This is a genomic window from Cellulomonas sp. URHB0016, assembly GCF_054057935.1.
In genome coordinates, this window is record NZ_JBSRZU010000001.1 from 2903775 (window position 1) to 2920779 (window position 17005).

Consider the following 17005-nt stretch of genomic DNA (forward strand, 5'->3'; position numbering starts at 1 on the left):
CCCCTGGACAAGCGCCTCGCGGTGCTGCTCGCCATGGCCATGTTCGTCCTGGTGGTGGACACGTCCTTCATGAACGTGTCCATCTCGGCCGTCGTGAAGGACCTGGATACGACCGTGAGCGGCGTGCAGTCGGCGATCGCGCTGGAAGCACTCGTGTCCGCGGCGTTCATCCTCATCGGCAGCAAGATCGGCGACCTGGCCGGCCGCAAGCGCGCCTACGTGGTGGGCCTGCTCGCCTACGCGACCGGCGCGGTGGCGATGGTGCTGGCGCAGAGCCTGACGGCGGTGATCATCTTCTGGGCGATCATCGGCGGGCTCGGGGCGTCGCTGCTGCTGCCGTCCATGCAGTCGCTCATCCACGGCAACTTCACCGGGTCGGCCCAGACCAGGGTGTACGCGCTCGTCGGGGCGTCCGCCGCGATCGCCGCGGCCGTCGGGCCGCTGCTCGGCGGCTTCATCACCACCTACCTGTCGTGGCGGGTGGCGTTCGGGCTGGAGGCCGTGATCATCGCGGTGGTCCTGGTCGGCATCGGGCTGGTCAAGGACGTCCCCTACACGGGACGGCGCGAGATCGACCTCGTCGGGGCGTCGCTGTCCGCGCTCGGCATGGGTGGCGTGGTGCTCGGCATCCTGGTGTGGCAGGAGGGCGGGGAGGCCGTCGGGGCGCTGATCCTGGTCGGCGCCGTCGCGCTGTTCGGGCTCGCGCGGTGGCTGGTGCGCCGCAAGCGGGCGGGCAAGCCGGCGCTCATCGACCCGGACCTGTTCCGGCTCCCGCTGTTCAAGATCGGCGTGACCCAGCAGATGCTCCAGCAGATCACGCTCGGTGCCGCCATGATCACGCTGCCGATCTTCCTGCAGATGGTCCTGGAGTACGACGCGATGTCGGCAGGGCTCTCGCTCGCGCCGCTGTCGCTGAGCATGTTCGCGCTGGCCATCCTCGCCGGGAAGCGCTCGGGCGGCCGGCGGCCCGCGGACATCGTGCTCGCCGGGTTCGTGCTCGTGGTGGTGGGGGTCATCGGGCTGATCGTGGTGGTGCCGCGGGCGACGTCCGGCTGGTACCTGTCGATCCCGCTCGTGGTGCTCGGGTCCGGGCTGGGCCTGCTGGTGTCGCAGCTCAACAACTACACGCTGTCGCCCATCGACGAGGAGCACGTGAGCGAGGCCGCGGGCGTCAACTCCGCCGCCGGCTCGTTCGGGCTGTCGTTCGGCCTGGCGTTCGCGGGCGGCGTGCTGCTCGCGGCGCTGTCGCTCGGCTTCACCACCCAGGCTGACGCGAGCACGGTCCTCGACGGGGCGCAGAAGGAGCAGGTGTCCTCGGTGCTGGAGGAGGACGCGCAGCTGATGAGCAACACCGCGCTGAACGAGCTGCTCGTGCAGGAGCCGCCGGACGTGCAGGCGGAGATCATCCGGATCAACACCGACGTGCGGCCCCGGGCGCTGCAGGTCGCGCTGCTCGTGCCGCTGCTCGTGGGGCTGGCCGGCATCGTCAACGGCTTCCGGATGCGCCGGCTGCCGGACCCGTCGCCGAACAGCGCGATCGAGGGCGTGGCGCTCGGCTGAGCCGTCGCTGAACCGTCGGCGAACCGTCGGCCGGGCGCGGCCGGCCCCGGCACCGAGCGGTCGCGGTCAGCCCGACGAGCGCGCGAGCTCCTCCAGCAGCAGCACCTGGGCGACCGCCATCCGCTCGATCTCCGAGGGGTCCACGCTCTCGTCGGACGCGTGGATCCGGGACAGCGCGACGTCCTCCGGCCCCCACAGCACGAACTCCGCGCCGGGGGACACGGAGGCCAGGGTCTGCAGCAGCGGGATGGACCCTCCGGACCCGACCTCGCCCGCGTCCTGCCCGTACGCGGCGTGCAGCGCACGGCGGGCCGCCGCGTACCCCGGGCCGTCCGACGTGCACGAGAACGGCGGGGCGGTCTTCGTCCGCTCCACCTCCACGTGGGCACCCCACGGGGCGTGCGTCTCCAGGTGGCGGACGAGCGCCTCGAGCTCGGCCTCCGGGTCCGCCCCGGGAGGGATGCGCATCGAGACCTTGGCCCGGGCGGACGGGTGCAGGACGTTCGACGAGCCGGCGACGGACGTGATGTCCACGCCGATGGCGGACACCGACGGCCGGGTCCAGAGCCGCGTGCTGATCGAGCCGGTGCCCGTGGTCCGGACGCCCGGCAGCAGGCCGGCACTGGCGCGGAACTCGTCCTCGGACTGCTCGGCGCCGGTCCAGTCGTACCGGGTCACGCCCTCGACGGCGACGTCGCCGTCGTCGTCCAGCAGCGAGCTGAGCAGCCGCGCGAGCGCCATCATCGCGTCGGGGGCGGGCCCGCCGAAGACTCCCGAGTGGAGGGGGAACTCGAGGGTGGACACCGTCACGATGCAGGCGACGTCACCGCGCAGGGTGGTGGTGAGCGACGGCTCGCCGACGCGGAGGTTGCCCTCGTCGCACACCACGAACACGTCGCACCGGAACAGCTCCGGGTGGGCGAGGACGAACTCCTCGAGGTTGCTGTTCGTCTCCTCCATGCCCTCGACCACGAGCCGGACCGTGCAGGGCGGCCGCCCGTCCAGCGCCCGCAGCGTCGCGAGGTGGATGGCGAGGCCGCCCTTGTCGTCGGCCGCGCCGCGACCGTAGATGCGGCCGTCGGCCTTCCGGGTCGCGACCCACGGGTCCGACGTCCAACCCTGCGTCACCGGCGCCGGCTGCACGTCGTAGTGCGCGTAGAGGGTGACGACCGGCGACCCTTCCGGGCCGGCGATCTCCCCGACGACCGGCGGGTACCCGGTCGGCACCTCGGCCAGGTACGCGTCGGTCATGCCGGCGCCGCGGAACAGCTCGACGGTGCGGGCGGCCATCGCGTGCACGGGCTCGGGCGGGTAGCCGGGGAACGCGACCGACGGGAGGGACACGAGCCCTTCCAGGTCGGTCAGGACGCCCGGCATGACGGCAGCGACGCGGGTGCGGGCCTCGGACTGGTCCACGGTGGTGCTCCTTCGCAGGACGGGTCAGCAGCAGGACGGCTCAGCAGCAGGACGGCTCAGCAGCAGGATGGCTCAGTAGAAGATCACGGCGATGAGCGCACCCACGCCGACGGACACGACGCTCATCACGAGCATCGGGACGAAGAACGAGTGGTCGAGCAGCTTGCCGCCCAGCTTCGTCGACCCGGTGAGGTCGAAGTTGGCGGCGGCGATCTGCGTGCCGTTGGCCGGCAGCGTGTAGACGCCGTTCAGCGCACCGGCCCACATGCCCGTGACGAGCGCGGGGCTGAGCCCGACGGCCAGCCCGATCGGCACGATGGTGCGGGTGGCGGTCGACTGGCTGGTGGTGAGGGCGGCGACGAGGAACACGGCCAGCGCGAAGATGAACCGCCAGTCCGTGACCCACGCGCCGACGGTCGACACGATGTACTCCTCGTGCGCGGCGATGAACGTCGCGGTCAGCCACGCGATCCCGAACAGCGCGATCGCGGCGACGAGCCCGCTCTTGAACACCGACGTGTTCGGCACCTCGGACAGCTTGGGCCGCCCGACCAGGATGATCAGCACCCCGACGGTGAACATCACGAGCTCGATGGTGGTCGTCATGTCGATCGGGACCGACTCGCCGCCCTCCTCCGCGAACGACGGCCGCAGCCCGGGGAACAGCCCGAACGCGACGATGGCGAGGACGCCCAGCAGGAACACGATCGCCGACCTCCGTCCGGCCGTCGTCGAGGTCAGCTCGATGGACTCGGAGGCGGCGTCGGGGTCCGGGAGGGCGCCCGAACGGATGCGCTCCTGGATCTCCGGGTCGTCGTCCATGTCCGTGCCCATCCGCCCGACGACGACCGCCGTCGCCACGATGCCGGCGAGCGCGGCAGGGATCGTGATCGACAGGATCTGCGCGAGCCCGAAGTCGTAGGGCGGCACGTCGGTGAGCGTCAGCATCGCCGCCATCGCCGCGGACACCGGGGACGCGGCGAGCGCCATCCCCGACTGCACCACCGACACGGTGAGCGGCCGCGACGGCCGGATGTGGTTCCGGTACGACACGTCGTAGATGACCGGCAGCAGCGGGTAGATGATGTTGCCCGTCCCCGAGCCGATCGAGAACGCGAACGCGGTCAACGGCGCGAGCAGCGTGATCTGCCGGGGGTGCGCCTGGATCACGTTCGCGGCCACCTTGACCATCCAGTCGATGCCGCCCGCGGCCTGCATGAGCGACGCGGCGGTGACGACCGTGAGGATGATGAGCATCGCGTCGATGGGCGGCTCACCGGGCCGCTCCCCGAACACGAACACCAGCACCGCGACGCCCAGCCCGCCCCACACGCCGACGCCGACGCCGCCGGAGCGGGTCCCCATGACGATCGCGGCCAGGACGACGACCGCCTCGAGCACGAACGACACGTCCATGGGTCCTCCGTGAGCCCTGCGTGCTGCACGACCGTCGGTGCGGGCAGGCGCCGGCACCGTGACGCCACGACGGGACGGTCCTCGTGGACCGCGTCAGCCCCTCGCGTCAGCGGTCCCGGGCCCCGTCCCGTCGTGGTGTCCGGTCACCCGGCGAGGATCTGCGCCTTCTGGGCGTCGAACTCGGCGTGCGTGAGGATGCCGGCGTCGCGCAGCTCGGCGAGCTGCTTGAGCTGGGCGATCTTGGCGTCCATGTCGGGGCTGTCGGGCGGTACGGCCTCGACGTACACGGGCTGCGCGTAGGTCGGCGGGGGCGGCGGCGGAGGGGCGGCGTACGACTGCTGGGGCGGGTAGCCCTGCTGCTGTGCCTCCTGCGCCGCCCAGCGCCCCTGCTGGCGGCGCTGCACGCGACCGGAGACGGCGCTCGCGGTCCCTGCGACGACGGCGGTGCGGGCCACCCCGCGGATCAGACCAGGCATGGTGTCCTCCTCGTGCTAGCTGGGTGCGGTACGCGAGCGTCAGACGGCGTCGAGGTCGTCGAGCGCCGCGAGGAGCGACTGGACGGGGATGCGTCCGGTGGCGACGAGCCGGCCGCCGCCACGTCGCAGGGCCGCCGCGAACGGGCCGGCCCACGAGTTCTCGTAGACGAGGATCGCGGCCGCCGTGCCGTCCTCGAGCGCGCTCGCGGCCTCCGCGATGTCGTCGTCGCCCAGCAGGCCCGACGAGGCCCCCTCGAAGATGGACAGGTCCACCCCGCCCCCCTCCTCGATCTCGTGCATCTGCAGCCCGCGGACCACGCCGTCCTGCTTCTCCACGAACACGAGGTCGAGGATGCGGATGACGCCGCGGTCCACGAGGTCGACGAGGAGCGGGAGCGCCGTGCCGTCGAGCTTGTTGTGCGGGAACTCGACCACGATGTAGTCGATCGGTCCCAGGTCTCTGTCGTCGTCGTCCAGGTCAACCACGTCGTCCTCCTCGTCTGCAGGCACGGCACCCGCCCGTGAGCGGGCCGGCGCCGTGCGTCCCGTCGCACCGCCAGCCTCGTCACCGGCCCTGGCCGGGGCATCACCCGCGGCGGGTGGTAGTCCCGCGGCGGTGGTGAGGACGGTGACGGCGTGCGCGCGCAGCCAGGCCAGGACGTCGTCGAACGCGTCGGGCCGGACGCTCAGGGCGGTGCAGCGCAGCCGTTCCCGGTCCTGCAGGTGGTCGAGCATGGACAGGAGCAGGTCCCCGACCCCGCCCGCGACCACGAGGGCCACCCCCATGCCCTCGGTGCGGCGGCCCACCGGGGTGGTGCGCCGCACGGCGACGACGTCGAGCCCGAGCGCGTGCGACTGCTCGACGAGGCCGAGCAGCGCCGCGGTGTCCTGCACGGTGCCGTGCACCACGGTCTGGCGCTGCGTGTCGCGCACGCCGCGGGCACGGAGCCGGAGGACGGCCGTCGGGGGCAGCGTCCCGAGGACGGTCACCTCGACAGGTTGTGCGGGCATGCCCCCTCCTCCGCCGCGTGCCGAAAGTGTGTTCGCGGGCCGGACACCTCTCATCACCCGAAATGGGTACTGATGTGGTTACTCTCCCGATATGGCCCCCGTCGGGCCGGCCCACGGCCGGACCTCCGACGCCGCTGAGAGCACCATCTCCAGCACGGTGGGATGGAGCAGCGGCGGCGCCGAGCGCGCGCGCACGTCGACGGTGCCGGCGACCACGGGCGCGATCGTCCGCCCGCGGGTGGAGGAGCGTCTGGACGGGGTGCTCGCGCACCGGCTGACCGTGGTGGCCGCGGGGGCGGGCTGGGGCAAGTCGACCGCGGTGGCGTCCTGGTGCCGCAGCCGTGACGTCCGGACGGCGTGGGTCACCCTGGAGCCGCGGGACGACACGCTGAGCGCCGTCTGGCTGCGGGTCGTGGAGGCGGTGCGGGCGAGCGGTGCGGTGCCGCGCGGTCACCAGCTCGCGGGGCTGCAGGTGCCGCCGACGGTCACCGCTCCGTTCGCGACCCGGCTCCTGCGGGCGCTGGAGCACCTGCCCGAGCAGCTCGTCCTGGTGCTCGACGACTTCCAGGTGGTGCACGACCCGCACGTCCTCGCCGCCGTCGGCGACCTGGTGCGCTACGCGCTGCCCGTGCATGTCGTCGTCGTGACCCGTGCGGACCCGCCGCTCACCCTGCAGAGGATGTCGCTCGACGGGCGCGTCGACCACGTCCGCGCCGAGCACCTCGCCTTCGACGCGCTGGACGTCCGGGCGCTCGCGTCCGCCGAGGCCGTGCCGCTGTCCGCCGCGGGCAGCCGCGTGCTGCTCGACCGCACCGAGGGCTGGCCGGTGGGCGTCCGGCTCGGGCTGCGGCAGCCCGCGGACCCGCGCACGGGCACCCTGACGGGCCTGCCCGACCCCGACCGGGCGGTCGGCGAGTACCTCCTGGAGGAGGTCCTGGCCGGGCAGAAGCCGGAGGTCCGGGACTTCCTGGTCCGCACGAGTGTCGCGATGACGCTCACCCCGGACCTGGCGGAGGCGATCGTGCCGGGCGCGCCGGCCCACCGGTACCTCGCCGAGCTCGTGGCGTCGAACGACTTCGTCACCCCGCTGGGCGGCGTCTCGGCGCACTACCGCTACCACCCGCTGCTGCGGGAGATGCTCATGGGCACGCTCCGGTTCGAGGACCCGGTGGGATTCCGGGACTCGCACGTGCGGGCCGCCCGGTGGCTCGTGCAGCACGGGGACCCGCTGCACGCCCTCGACCACGCCGCGACGGCCGGGTCGTGGGACCTGTTCGGCGAGATCTTCGTGGAGGCCGGAGCCGCGCTGGTGGTCGGGCCGCAGCGCGAGGCGGTGCTGTCCGCGGCCCGCCGCGTCCCGTTCGTCGACGCCCCCGAGTCCGCCCTGCTGGAGCTCTGCGCCGCGACCGACGCGTGCGTGCGGGGGCGGATCCCCGCCGGCCACGTGCACCTGCGGCGTGCTCGCGCGCTGCTCGCCCAGCTCCCGCCGGAGCACCGGGCCGCCGCGGACGTGCTCGTCGAGATCCTGGAGGCGCACGTGGCCCTCGGCCGTGGGGACCTGCCGGGGACCGTCTCCGCCGCCACGGCGGCCAACCGCATCCTGACCGAGACCCCCTGGCCGTTCCCCGCGTTCGAGCAGTACGGCACCTGGGTGCACGACCTGCGCGCCACCGGCCTGTGCTGGGAGGGCGACCTGGAGCCCGCGCGCGCCGAGCTCGGCCGGATGCTGCGCGACGTGGACCCCACGGTGGCGAGCCTGACGACGCTCAACGGGCGGGCGTACCTGGCCTTCTGCGACGCGGTCGACGGCCGCTACGACGACGCCTCGCACCAGGCCGAGGGCACGCTGGTGCTCGCCGAGAACGCCGGCTGGCAGGGCTACGAGCACCTGCGCCCCGCGTACGCCGCCTCGGCGCTCGTCGCACTGGTGCGGGGCGACTGGCACGGCGCCGACCGGACGCTCGCCTACGGGTTCGCGGCCGACGTCGGCGGCGAGGAACCGGTGCTGCTGGTGGCCCTGCACGCGCTCCAGGCGCAGGTCGCGGTCGCCTCGGGGCGGATCCGTGCCGCGCGGGCCGCCTTCGACGCCGCCTGCCGGGACGCCACCGACGTCCCCTTGCCGCCGGTGGCCGCGGACCTGCTGGCCCGTGCCGCCACCGACCTGTCCGTCCACGCGCTCCTGCACGACCAGCGCGTCGAGCTGCCCGCGCCCCACACGCGGACCACGCGGGAGGTGCGGCTGGTGTGCCGCGCCCGCACGGCGCTGGCCCGGCACGACACCGCCACGGCCGCGGACTCGGCGCGCCAGGTGCTCGCGGCCGGCGTGGACGTCATCCCGCTCACCCGGGTCGAGGCGCTGCTGGTGCTCGCGGGCACGTCCGAGGCGGTCGGGGACACCGCGGGTGCGGACGCGTGGGCCAGGCAGGCGCTCGACGAGGCCGCCGGCACCGGGCTGGTGCAGCCGTTCGTCGTGGGTGCGCCGCAACCGCTGCGCACCGCGGTGAACCGTGCCGTCGCCGGCCGCCACGACGCGATCTCGACCGCCATCGGCACCCACCTCGGCCGGCGCCCGCCCGGCGCCGAGCCCGCCCCGCTCGTCACGCCGCTGACCGACCGCGAGCTCGCCATCCTCACGGCGCTCGCGACGATGCAGAGCAACGCCGAGATCGCCGCCGAGCTGTTCGTCTCCGTGAACACCGTGAAGGCGCACCTCAAGTCGTTGTTCCGCAAGCTCGAGGTCGGCACGCGCCGGGAGGCCGTGCGGCGCGGGCGCGACCTCGGCCTCCTGCCCTGACAGGGGCCGATCACCGAGGTCGTGTCCCACTCCCAGGCCCTCGTCCGCGCGGACATCGGTAGTGCGCCGGCCCGGGTCAGCGGTTCTTGTCCGCGACGGTCACCGTGATCTGGCCGTTCGGCGTGCCGAACGCAGGATCGAGTGCCGGGAACGTCTCGTGGAGAGTGGCCCCGATGTCCGGCAGGGGCAGCTCGCCACCGAGATAGACGCGGTCGACGGCCAGCCCGGGTGTGGCGTTGGCGCTGGTGCGGCACTTGAAGTCCTTCGGGACGCCCGCCGGGTCGCGTGTGAGCCCGACCTTCTCCAGCGGACCCGCGGGCGCCCTCCCCGAGAACCTCATCGGCAGGTCGAGGACGACGTACGGCTCCTGGCAGTCGGGTGGCTGGGTCGACGTCCCGACCCGGTAGGCGTAGATCGTGCCGCCGCCGTTGACGGTGACGCGTCCGGTGCACGTCCACTCGCCCGCCCAGGGTGGGAGGTCGGGACGCGCGCAGTGCATGTCGCCGGCGAACGTCATGTCGCCGTCCGTGTCCCAGGGGACCGCGTCCTGGGGGGCGTTGTGCGTCCACCGGTGGGTGCCGGTGAGGGTGAAGTCGCGGTCGCAGGCATCTCGCGCGACGAGCTCGGGAGTGCCCGGCGCCGCGCGGGTGTCGTCGTGGTTCCCGATGACCAGGACGAGCTGGTCGACGCGCTCCGCGTCGTGGTCCTGGCACAGGTCGACCGTCGCCCTCCCGGTCCAGTCCTCTGTCGTCCAGGTGCCGTCCCGCATGATCAACGCACGGATGTCCCCGGCGGACCCGGTGGAGTAGGGGTTGCGGAGCTCGATCGCGTGCACCGTCGTCGAGGCGGCCAGGTCGAAGGCGTAGTAGCGCGCCGACAGGTGGGCCAACGACTCCGTGGCGGTGTCGACGAGGCGGTACGTGCGGACGTGGTCGTGCGCCAGGTCGACGACCGTCGGACGCGGGGCGGTCGGCGGCCCGCCGGAGTCCGGTGCGGAGGTCCACGCACCGTAGGTCAGCGTCGGGAGCCACTGCCCCCACTCGGCGTGCTCGTCCTTGTTGCGGGCATCGAGGACGAACTGCCGCCAGTCGGCTGCCAGCCCTCTGCGGTCCGGTGCCGCCGCGGACGGCGCGAGCGCGAGCGCGACGGACGGGAGGGCGCCCAGCGTGGCGCGGTTGCGGTACATCGCGGCCACGAGCCCGGGATCATGGTGGCGCCGGACCACGTCGTAGAAGAACAGCCACGTGGCATAGGCGCGATCACCGCCCGACAGCGCGGGTGCATCCAACGGCCGGTCCAGGTTCTGGACGAGGTCGGGACCGGTCGTCTGCTCCACGTGGGCCCGGGGGTAGGCCTCTCGCTGGACCCAGACAGCGGTGCCGTCGGAGAACCACGCGTCGGCGGCGGGCCAGTCGTGGGCGATGCCCAGGAGCACGGAGTGGCTGAGCTCATGAGCCAGGATCGACCGCAGCCACGTGTCGTCGGACCTCCACGACGTCCTCGCGTCGATGATCGTGTAGGACGGCGTGGGATTCGCGGAGGTCCGTGGATAGGTCTGGCCGGCCCCGAGGCTCAGGTTCAGGATGACGATGTCGAACGAGGCGTCCCCGCCGGCGCACGGGCTGCCGTCGTCCGCGGGAGCGGTCAGACCGTCCAGCGCCTTGCTCGTCCGGTCGCGTGCCTCGGCGGCGATCTCGGCGACGTGCCTGGCCAGATCCTCGTCCTCCGAGTCACCTCGGTTCCACCAGACCTTGAACCCGCCCGGGCCGTCGACGCTGGTCCATCGTGTGGAGAAGTCCAGCTCCGGCCCGTGCCCCCAGCACCACGGACTCGCGTCCGGAGCGCGCGAGGCCGCCGGCATGGTGCTGCTCTCCGGCTGGTTCCACGCGCTGCCCGCCGTGTACGCCGGAAGGGTCCAGGGCCGGATCGCCTGTCGGGCGGACGAGCTCAGGCTCGACCAGCTCGCCTCCACCTCGCCTGCGAAGTCGCCCTGGTCGGGACTGCGTGGGTCGCCGCGGTACCGGCGAGGCAGCCGGGTGGCGTCGAACGTCGCGTAGGCCTCGTAGAGCACCGCCGCGTCGAGCGAGAGGGCGCCGGCCTCACGTGCCGCCCGGATGAGCTCGAAGCTCGACGGCCCGACCGGGTCCGTCGCCGCGGGTGACGACGAGGCCGGTGGTGCGGGTGTCGGTCCGACGGTCGTCGGCCGGATGCAGCCGGCGACGAGCGCGAGCAGCGCGCACAGTGCCGCGACGAGTCGCGCGGCACTCGCCGTCATGCTCCGCACGGTGCACCTCCGGGCCACGGGCCGCACGCGGCGGCGTCGGACATGAGGAGGAGTCGTCGTCCCGTCGGGAGATACACCGGCACGGGCCGGCACTGGGCCCGGACGGGCCCGGGTCACCCGCCCCGGGTGAGGCGCCCTTCGGGGGCGTTGCTACGGTGACGAGCAGGACAAGGCGCCACAGCCCGGAAGATCCCGGGCCGACGTGTGGGGGTATTCCGTGGCTCAGTCGCCGTCGCAGGTCGTCCCAGCTCCGCCGCCCGGTGCGCCCGCGAACGACACCCGGTGGTGGGCGCTGTCCTCCGTCGAGGTCGCACGTGCGCTCGGGACCAACCCCGAGACGGGTCTGACCGGCGGAGAGGTGGGCAAGAGGCAGCGGCAGTACGGGCCCAACACCCTGACCGCGCAGGCGCCGCCGTCGGTCTGGGCGGTGCTGCTGACCCAGCTCGCCGACCCGATGAACCTCATGCTCATCGCGGTCGCCGTGGTGAGCGTCGCGATCGGCCAGGGGTCGACGGCCGCGATCGTCGCCTTCCTCGTGCTCGTCAACGTGGTCATCGGCACCCGGCAGGAGATGCAGGCGCGCAAGAGCGTCGACGCGCTCGCGACGATGCAGGAGCCGACCAGCCGCGTGGTGCGGGACGGCGTCCTCGCGATGATCCCCGCGCACGACCTCGTGCCGGGCGACGTGGTCGCGCTCGAGGCGGGGGACATCGTGCCCGCCGACGGCCGGCTCGTGCGGACGGCGACCATGGAGACCCAGGAGGCGGCCCTCACCGGGGAGAGCGCGCCGATCGGCAAGGCGACCGAGCCGCTCGCGGACGAGGACGTGCCGCTGGGCGACCGGGACAACATGGCCTTCCAGAACACCGCCGTCACGCGCGGCACCGGCACGCTGCTGGTCACCTCGACGGGGATGTCGACGCAGATCGGCCACATCGCGACGCTGCTGTCGTCCGTCGAGAAGACGAAGTCGCCGCTGCAGCGCGAGCTCGACAGCCTGACCAAGGTGCTCGGGGCCATCGCGTGGTCCGCTGTGGCGCTCATCGTCGTCATCGGCCTGGCACGCGGCGACTCGATCGGCGACCTGCTGTTCCTCGCGACCGCCGTGGCGATATCCGCGATCCCGACGGGTCTGCCGACGTTCGTGCAGGCGATGCTCGCGTACGGCGCGAAGCAGCTCGCCGCGGCGAAGGCCATCGTCGCGAACCTCAGCGACGTCGAGACGCTCGGGGCCACGAGCTCCATCAACTCCGACAAGACCGGCACGCTGACGCTCAACGAGATGACGGTCACGGCGCTGTACCTGGGCGGCCGGCACTACACGGTGGAGGGTGCCGGGTACGCCAAGACCGGTCGCATCCTCGCGGCGGCCGGCGCCGAGGTCCCCGACCTGACACCGCTCGCGTACGGGCTGTGCCTGGCCAGCGACGCGACCGTCTCCGACACGGGCGACGTGGTCGGCGACCCCACGGAGGCCGCCCTCGTGGTGCTGGCCGCGAAGCTCGGGGTCGACGCGGTGGAGAGCCGCCGCACGTACCCGCGCGTCGCCGTGGTGCCGTTCGACTCCGCGTACAAGTTCATGGCGACCGCGCACTGGATGCCGTGGCGCGGCGAGCACTCGCTCGTCGAGGTCGTCAAGGGCGGGCCCGACGTGGTGCTGGCCCGCTGCACCCGGGCCCTCGCGGCTCCCGGCGAGTTCGTGGGCATCGAGCAGCTCCGGGCGGACATCGACGAGGAGCAGGAGCGGCTGGCGAGGAGCGGGCTGCGCACGCTCGCCTTCGCCGTGCGGATCCTGACGCCCGCGGACGAGGGACCGCTCGTGGCGGACCCCATGTCGTACGTCGAGGACCTCGTGTTCGTCGGCATGGTCGGCATCGTCGACCCGCTGCGACCGACCGCGAAGGTCGCCGTGGAGATCGCCCACAAGGCCGGCATCGTGGTGCGGATGATCACCGGTGACCACGCCGTCACCGCCGCCGCCATCGGTGGCGACCTCGGCCTGCCGACCGGGGCCATCAACGGTGCCGAGCTCGCGCGGCTCACCGACGACGAGCTCCTGGAGCGGCTCCCGCACCTGCACGTGTTCGGCCGCGTGACCCCCGAGGACAAGCTGCGCCTCGTGCAGCTCATGCAGCGACAGGGCCTCGTCGTGGCGATGACCGGGGACGCCGTCAACGACGCCGCCGCCATCAAGCAGGCCGACATCGGGGTCGCGATGGGGTCCGGCAGCGAGGTCACCAAGCAGGCGGCCCGCCTCGTCCTGACGGACGACAACTTCTCGACCCTCGTGCACGCCGTCGAGCTCGGCCGCAGCATCTACCAGAAGATCACCGCGTACATCCGGTTCCAGATGAGCCAGCTCATCGGGCTCGTGTCCCTGTTCCTCATCGCGAGCATCGCCGACCTCAACGACGGCGTCGCGATGACGCCGATGATGGTGCTGTTCCTCAACTTCTTCGTCTGTGTGGCGCCCGTCATCGCGATCATGCTCGACCCGGTGGGTCCGGAGATCATGAACCGGCCGCCGCGCGACCCGAAGGTCGGGATCAGCAACGGTCGCGCGCTCAGCCGGTGGCTGCTGTACGGCGGCATCCTGATGCTCGCCACGCTCATCCCGCTGGTCGCCGGCCCCGACGAGCCGTCGGCGGACTCCCCGTCGGCGTCGATGACCATGGCGTTCGTGGTGATGGGGCTGGGCAGCACGTTCTCCGGCCTGGTGCTGCGCCGCGAGCCCGAGTCCGGCCTGCTGCCGCCGCTGCTGTCCGCCGTCAAGGTGCTCGCGATCCCGGCGCTGCTCATGTGGCTCGCGACCGAGCTGGACTTCCTCCAGGACTGGCTGACCACGCAGGAGCTGACCGGCGACCAGTGGGCCGTCGCTCTCCTGCTGGCCCTGCTGCTCCCCGTGGTGGCCGAGGTCGACAAGTGGTTCATGCGCCGCCGGTTGCGCACCTCGTCCGTGCTCACGCCGCAGGAGGCGGTGAGCCCGGTCCGGGCCCGCAGCAGCGAGCCCGCCGTCGTGGTCGCGCCGGAGGCACGCGGTGCCACGACGGCACCGACACCCGTGGTCCCCGTGGGCACGACCCCCGTCTGACCTGCGGTTCTGCTGCGCGGCGGGTGAAGACCGCCACCGTCCGTATCAGCCTGGCACCCTCCCGTTCCTGATCCGGTGTTGTCGCCGCGAGAGCGACGCAGAACGGCAAGGAACCAGGGGGAGGTGCAACGAAGATGACGATCGAGATCATGGACGTCGAGGAGATCACCGCTACGCGGATCCACCTCGACCCCGACGCAGGCGGCGCCTGAGCCCGCCCGTGAGCCGGCCCGGTCACCACGACCGGGCCGGCTCCTCACGTTCCCGCCGGCACCGTCCTGAGGATCCGCACCATGCTGCCCCGACTCAAGTCGCTCAACTGCCTCGCCAGTGACGGCGAGCTGATCGTCAGCCTCGACCCGAAGGTCCGCACCCGGGTCGCCGACCCCGACGGCCAGGTCCTCGCGCTCCTCACGCTGCTGCGCGACGGCACCCGCGACGTCCCGGCGCTCGCGGCGCTGCTGCGTGAGCGGTGGCCCGCGACCACCGACCAGGACGTCTCCGCCGTGCTCGCCCAGCTCGACCGCCTCGGCTGGTTGGAGGACGCGTCCGCCCCCACGGCGTTCGACGCGCACGACCGCGAGCGGTACTTCAGCAACCTCGCGTTCTTCGACGCGTTCACCACCCTGTCGACGCCGCGGGAGCAGCCGCAGCACCGGCTGCGCGCGGCTCACGTGCTGGTCCTCGGCGCCGGGGGGCTTGGGTCCGCCGTCCTCATGAACCTCGCCGGGCTCGGCGTCGGCGCCGTCACGGTCGTCGACCAGGACCGGGTGGAGCTGCGCAACTTCGCGCGGCAGTTCACGTACACCGAGGCGGAGGTCGGGTCGCCGAAGGCCGAGCGCGTCGCCCAGTGGCTGACGGCGTTCGACCCGACCCTGCGCGTCGAGGCGGTCCGCCGCCGCGTCGAGTCGCCGGACGACGTCACCGCGCTGCTCCGCGGCTCGGCGCTCTCCGCCCTGCCCGACCTCGTGGTCTCCGCGATCGACGAGCCCGACGAGGTGGACCGCTGGGTCAACCAGGCATGCGTCGCCGCCGGCGTCCCGTTCGTCCGTGGTGGCCTCGCCTACACCCAGGGCCTCTACTGGTCCGTCGACCCCGGCCGCAGCGCGTGCCGCGAGTGCCTCGAACGGCACCGGGACCGCCTCGCCGACGGGATCGACCGGGAGGTCGTCGACCGGCCACGCGTCCTCGTGCAGGACCGGGTCAACCGGGCCATCGGGCCGGTGACGAGCGTGCTGGGCGGGCTCGTGGCGATGGAGGCCATGCGGTTCCTCACCGGGCTGACCCCGCCCGTGGCGCTCGGCCGGTACCAGCTCGTCGACTTCGCGGGCGACGGCCGCACGTCGAGCGACGCGTGGCCCGCCGACCCGGGCTGCCCCGTGTGCGCCACCGCGCCGGCCCGCCGGGCGCTCGCGGCCACGGCCGCGTGATGACCGCCGTCGCCGAGGGAGCGCGTACCGCCGTCGCGGCCGCCGCCGCCGAGGGAGCGCGCTCCGCCGCCGCGACCGCCTCCGCCGCCGCGCGTCCCGCCGACGGGACGGCCGCCATGCGTCCCGCCAGCGCCACCGACACCACGCGTCCCGCCGACGGGACCGCCTCCGCCGCAGCGCTCACCGGTCCGGAGGTCCGCGCGTCGTCCGTCCTGCGTCTGCAACCGCTGACCCGCACCGCGCAGGCCGACCGGGTGGTCGTGGGCCGGGCGGACACCGGCCGGTTCGTCGCGATCCCGGCCGTCGGCGCGCAGGCCCTCGAGCTGCTGCAGGCCGGCTTCACGGTCGACGAGGTCGAGCGTGCGGTGACCCCGACGGACGCCGCCGACCCGGTGGACGTGCTCGGGTTCGCCCGGAGCCTGGTCCGGCTCGGCTTCGTCGCCGCGGTCGACGACGCACCGACGGACGGCACGACCGGCGGCACGACTGACGGCACGACCACCGGCAGGACGGGCGGGACCGCCGTCCACCCGCCGCGCGGCTTCGTCGTCGCCCCGCGCGCCCGTGCCCGCTGGCTCTTCTCGCCCGCAGGCGCCGCCGTGGCCGCCGCCTGCGCCGTCGCGGTCGTCGTCATGCTCGTCGCTGCTCCGCAGGTGCGGCCCCGCGCGCTCGACGTGTTCTTCCTGCGCACCCCCGCCGAGAGCCTCGCCGCCCTGACGGTGATCACGTACCTGCTGGCGGGCGTGCACGAGCTCGCGCACGTGATGGGTGCGGCGGCGCTCGGTGTGCCCGCCCGCCTGCGCATCACGCGGCGCCTGTACTTCCTCACGTTCGAGACGAACCTGACCGGCCTGTGGGCGCTGCCGCCGCGCCGCCGGGTCGGTCCGCTCGTGGCGGGGATGGCGTTCGACGCGATCGTGCTCGCGGCCGTCCTGGCGCTGCGTCTGGCCGGTCTCGGCCCGGACCGGCTGTGGGCCGCGATCGCGCTCGTCGAGCTGTCCGCGATCGTCGCCCAGTTCTTCGTGTTCCTGCGGAGCGACGTGTACGCCGTCATGACGGCCCTGCTCGGCTGCACGCACCTGCAGCGCACCACCCGGCTCCTGCTGCGGCGCACGTTCTGGCGGCTCACGCCCGACGAGCGTGCGGCCCTGGCGTCGAGCCCCGCGCGGGACCTGGCGGTGGCCCGCTGGTACCGGTTCGTGCACGTGGCCGGCCTGCTCCTGGCCACCTGGTTCTTCGTGGTGCTGTTCCTGCCGTCGACGTGGCACCTGCTGTCGTGGATGCGGGACTCGCTGGTGGCCGCCGGACCGACGACGTGGACGTTCTACGAGGCGCTCGTGCTCGGCGTCCTGCTGCTGTCGCCGCGGCTCCTCACCGCCGTCGTCGCCGGTCGGGACCTCGCCGCCCGCCGGCGCGCCCAGCGGGCTCGGACCGCCTGACCGCGACCGCCGTCCAGCGGTGGCGGCCGGCGGCGCAGCCGGTCGTCACCGCGACCCGCAGTCCGGTGGCGTGCCCGAAAGGGCCGCC

The 17005-nt window shown here is 73.4% G+C and carries 10 protein-coding genes; 5 read left to right on the plus strand and 5 right to left on the minus strand.

The annotated features are described in order from the left end of the window. Positions 1 to 33 precede the first annotated feature (33 nt). Complete coding sequence (locus ACVW07_RS13395) at positions 34 to 1560, plus strand: MFS transporter (RefSeq protein WP_456821083.1); 1527 nt, start codon at positions 34 to 36, stop codon at positions 1558 to 1560. 66 nt (positions 1561 to 1626) lie between these two features. Here ACVW07_RS13395 and ACVW07_RS13400 read toward each other — a convergent pair whose 3' ends face one another. The 4 genes from ACVW07_RS13400 to ACVW07_RS13415 all read right to left on the minus strand — a co-directional run bounded on the left by ACVW07_RS13400 (position 1627) and on the right by ACVW07_RS13415 (position 5879). Beyond that, the gene (locus ACVW07_RS13400; protein ID WP_456819728.1) at positions 1627 to 2976 is read right to left on the minus strand and encodes a M20/M25/M40 family metallo-hydrolase; all 1350 of its coding nucleotides are present in this window, start codon (positions 2974 to 2976) and stop codon (positions 1627 to 1629) included. 72 nt (positions 2977 to 3048) lie between these two features. Continuing rightward, entirely contained in the window at positions 3049 to 4392 is a 1344-nt protein-coding gene (locus ACVW07_RS13405) for an anaerobic C4-dicarboxylate transporter family protein (RefSeq protein WP_456819729.1), read from the minus strand. Positions 4393 to 4535: 143 nt separating this feature from the next. Next, positions 4536 to 4868, minus strand: coding sequence for an SHOCT domain-containing protein (locus ACVW07_RS13410; protein ID WP_456819730.1), 333 nt, complete (start codon positions 4866 to 4868; stop codon positions 4536 to 4538). A 39-nt stretch (positions 4869 to 4907) separates the two neighbouring features. Next, a complete protein-coding gene (locus tag ACVW07_RS13415; protein WP_456819731.1) occupies positions 4908 to 5879 on the minus strand; it encodes a DUF6325 family protein in 972 nt (323 codons plus the stop codon). Between the two features lie 91 nt (positions 5880 to 5970). On the opposite strand from ACVW07_RS13415, the gene ACVW07_RS13420 reads away from it, so the two are divergent. Further along, the gene (locus ACVW07_RS13420) at positions 5971 to 8673 is read left to right on the plus strand and encodes a LuxR C-terminal-related transcriptional regulator (RefSeq protein WP_456819732.1); all 2703 of its coding nucleotides are present in this window, start codon (positions 5971 to 5973) and stop codon (positions 8671 to 8673) included. Between the two features lie 76 nt (positions 8674 to 8749). Here ACVW07_RS13420 and ACVW07_RS13425 read toward each other — a convergent pair whose 3' ends face one another. Next, on the minus strand, positions 8750 to 10948 hold the full coding sequence (locus tag ACVW07_RS13425) for a hypothetical protein (RefSeq protein WP_456819733.1): 2199 nt from the start codon (positions 10946 to 10948) through the stop codon (positions 8750 to 8752). Positions 10949 to 11174: 226 nt separating this feature from the next. On the opposite strand from ACVW07_RS13425, the gene ACVW07_RS13430 reads away from it, so the two are divergent. The 3 genes from ACVW07_RS13430 (at position 11175) to ACVW07_RS13440 (ending at position 16917) form a co-directional block, all read left to right on the plus strand. Next, positions 11175 to 14048, plus strand: a complete 2874-nt coding sequence (locus ACVW07_RS13430; protein ID WP_456819734.1) for a cation-translocating P-type ATPase — start codon at positions 11175 to 11177, stop codon at positions 14046 to 14048. 293 nt (positions 14049 to 14341) lie between these two features. After that, positions 14342 to 15478: a HesA/MoeB/ThiF family protein gene (locus ACVW07_RS13435; protein ID WP_456819735.1), complete on the plus strand. Its 1137-nt coding sequence runs from the start codon at positions 14342 to 14344 to the stop codon at positions 15476 to 15478. Then, a complete protein-coding gene (locus ACVW07_RS13440; RefSeq protein ID WP_456819736.1) occupies positions 15478 to 16917 on the plus strand; it encodes a hypothetical protein in 1440 nt (479 codons plus the stop codon). Before ACVW07_RS13435 ends, ACVW07_RS13440 begins: the two co-directional genes overlap by 1 nt. The last annotated feature ends 88 nt before the right edge of the window (positions 16918 to 17005 follow it).